The sequence below is a fragment of the Paraburkholderia sp. Cy-641 genome, assembly GCF_011752945.1.
Classification (GTDB): Bacteria; Pseudomonadota; Gammaproteobacteria; order Burkholderiales; family Burkholderiaceae; genus Paraburkholderia.
Window position 1 is genome coordinate 1 of sequence record NZ_VWWM01000126.1, and the last position, 3,331, is coordinate 3,331.

A 3,331-nucleotide genomic window follows, 5' to 3' on the forward strand; every position below is an offset into this window, starting at 1 on the left:
TCGCGCGAATCGCGACAGGGCTCATGTGACGGGCACCCCCGCCTCGCGCGCGCGGACCTGCGCCGCGATCGCATCGTTGAGCGCGCTGCTGCTGATTACGCCGCGCGCCACCATGAAGTCGCCGATACGGCCGTCGCGGTCCGGGCGATAGAGGTTCAGCGCCGCGTTGAAGCGCTCGCGCGTTACGTGGCCGAGTTCGATCAGCAGATCGCCGAGCAGCGGAACACGCGCGGCGGCCGGCTCCAGCGCTTCGGGCGTGCCGCGCAGCAGGCGCAGGCCCGTCACGACGTCGCTTTCGCGCGCGATGTGCTGCGTGACCGGCTGCCCGAGCGCCTCGGCAAGCTCCGCCAGCGTCGGCTCGGGCAGCGGGCTCGCGGTAAGCAGGATCGCGCGGCCGGCCGCGTCGGTGCCCTGCACCAGCACGCGATGACGGATCGACGCATCAACTGGCAGACGCGCGCGATCGGCGTCGAGCTGGCGCAAATCGAGCGCCGCATGCGGCAGGTCGGCCTGGAACGCGATCGCTTCGGCGAGCGTTTCCTCGTCGAGCCAGCCTTTGGCCATCAGCACGCGGCCGAGCGGCGCTTCGCGCGCGTACCAGTCGTCAAGCGCATGCGCGAGCTGCTGCTCGTCGATCGCCCGCCACGACAGCAGCAGCTCGCCGAGCCGCTGGCGGCGGCCGCCCGTCAGGCCGTCCGCGGTCGGAAAATCGTGCATGGTCTTGTCCCACGCGAGCCGCTTGCCCGTCGCGAGGTGGACGAGAAACAGCCGCCACGCACGCGACACGGCCAGAAAATTGACGAAGTTGCCGACCACCATGCGCGGAATCGACATCGCGCCGTGCTCCCAGCCGTACAGCCGCGTCACGAAGTAGACGCGCTGCACGACGCGCAGCAGCAGCGCCACGGCATTGAGCCCGAGCACGACGTGCATCCACGTGGAATTGACGAACGGCGACGGCAGCAGCGCCACGGGCAGCCCCAGCGCGCTGGCGCCCATGAACAACAGGAACTGGATCAGCAGCGCATAGGCGGCCATGCTGACGAACGCGGTCACGATCCCCTTGCGGTCGCGAAACAGCAGGTAGCGGTGGGCGAGCGAGCCGCTCCAGCCGGTGTGCTGCCAGCCCTGCAAGCCGATGCCGAGGGCCCAGCGCGCGCGCTGGCGGTAGGCGGTGCGCAGCGTGTCGGGGAAGAACTCGCGCACGCACAGCGGCATCGTGATGGTGACCTCGCGCGGCTTGCCCAAACCGAACCACGTCGCGCGGCGGGAGCGGAACTGCACCGGAAAGCGCGCGAAGATCGACTGCATGCCGAGCCTGGCAAGCCGCGCGCCGACGTCATAGTCCTCGGTCAGGCTGTCGGTGTTGAAGGGCTGGTTCTGCGTGCTCTCGGCCAGCGCGAGCAGCGCGCGCCGCGAAAAACAGGTGCCCACGCCCGCCGACGGCACCGCGCCCGCGAGACTCTCGCGCACCACGAGGTCCTTCGCGTGCCACTCGGCGAACTCGTCCATGTAGGTGCCGGCCACGAGTTCGTACCAGTGCCGCTCCAGCGAGGCAACCGGCAGCTGGATCATGTCCTTGCGCGGCAGCAGGTAATTGAAGAACTTCAGCTCGACCGGATGCAGCACGTCCTCGCTGTCGTGCAGCACGACGCCCGCGAATTCGATCCCCGCCTCGCGCTCGTGGCGAAAGATCGCCTGGATCACCCAGTTCAGGCAGTCGGCCTTGCAGGTGGGTCCGTCGTGCGGCACCTCGACGCGGTGCAGTTGCCGGTAGCGGCGGCGCATGCGCTCCACTTCCGCAATGGTCTGCGCGTCGTTGCGATAGGTGCCGACGAACACCATGTAGTTGCGGTAGTCGAGCACGCGCACCATGTCCTCGATCATGGCGGCGATCACGTCGTATTCGAGCCATGCCGGCACCATGATCGCGAGCGGCTGCTCCTCGCGCGCCTGCAACTGCGCGACCGTGAGCGGCCGGTAGGCACGCTTGACCGTCGCGGCGCGCCACGCCTCGCGCGCCCAGTACCACAGATCGATGAACAGGTCGTCGAGCGCGGACAGCAGGATCAGCACCGCGACGAAGCCCGCGCAGTACTGCAGCAGTTCGAAATACTGCGCGGCGTAGTACCCGGAATACAGACCCATGGCGCGCGGACTCACTCGCCGGCGGACCGGCGCGCCTTGCGGCGACGCACGAAGGCGGCCAGCAGCAGCAGCGCGACGAACCCGGCCACCACGACGGCGGGCACGAACCAGATGAGCCACTGGCGCGTCCACGGCGTGGCGGCGCTGCCCGTCTGCGGCGCCAGATCGCCTTCGTGGATGGTATCGAGCTGCTTGAGCACGCCGCTGCGGTCGATCACGGCGACGTCGCCGTGCGAAAGCTGGAAGGCCGTCGGCAGCGGCGGCGCATGGGTGCCGACGCTGCGGTAGACCACGCCTGCCGTGCCGCCCGCATACTCGACGTCGATCACGCCGACTTCGGCCAGGTTGGCGACGCCGCTCACGTCGTAAAGCATCGCACCGCGCGGGCCGGTAATGGTCAGGCGGCCGTCCGCGATGCGCACGTGCGACTTCGGATCGGCCAGCGGCACGTCGATGGCGAGAAACGCGCCGGCGGGCGCCGCTGCTTGTCCGTCCGGGCTCACATTCAGCGCCGCGCGTTGCGGCGCGACGCCGGCCGCGTTGGCCAGACGCGCCACGCGCGGCAGCGTCGCCGTCGCGTCGGCGAGATACGACGCCGGCACGACCAGCGTCGCGCCTTGCGCGAAACGCCCCACCATGCCGGTGAAGGTGTCGTCGCCGTCGGCGCGCGCGAGCGTCAGATGACTGCCGGGCAGAACCGCGGCCGGATAGCCCTGCGCCATCGCGCAGCCGCTGCCGGGCTGGCGCTGGAACGTCACGCGCAGCACGTTGCGGGCCGCGAGCGCGGCGCGCGGAATGTGAGCGGTGACGCGCTGTGCGCGGCCGCCGGCGTCCAGCAGCTGTGCGCCGATCAGCACGTCGTTGAAATAGATCGATGCGACCGGCCTCGCGCCGTCGCTATTGGGCGCGCCCGCGAGATCCAGCACCACGGCGTCGGGCAGACGGCCCGCGCCCGCCACCGCGCCGAGGTCGAAGGCGGCGCTCCACGACGCCTGGGCGTACACGTCGAGTGTCGCCGGTTCGCCGCCGAGCGCGGAAAGCGCGACGACGTCGGCCCGGCCGTTGATGCTGCTGTCGATGCCGTGCACGACGAGCTGGTTCGATACGTTGATCGTGCGCCAGGCCTGCGCAAGCACGCCGATGGCCTGGCTGTCGCCGACCGCGATCGCGGCCTGTCCGCCGA

Annotated in this window: 1 protein-coding gene and 1 pseudogene; both read right to left on the reverse strand. The window is 70.2% G+C overall.

The features are described 5' to 3' along the window. Positions 1-21 precede the first annotated feature (21 nt). Positions 22-2,148: a glycosyl transferase family protein gene (locus F3J20_RS31605; protein WP_167285826.1), complete on the reverse strand. Its 2,127-nt coding sequence runs from the start codon at positions 2,146-2,148 to the stop codon at positions 22-24. A gap of 11 nt (positions 2,149-2,159) precedes the next feature. Continuing rightward, positions 2,160-3,331: pseudogene (locus F3J20_RS31610) on the reverse strand (cellulose synthase); the annotation flags it as partial.

Coding starts and splice junctions, on each gene's coding strand:
- F3J20_RS31605 (WP_167285826.1), bottom strand. CDS start 2,148: ATGGGTCTGTATTCCGGGTACTACGCCGCGCAGTATTTCGAACTGCTG.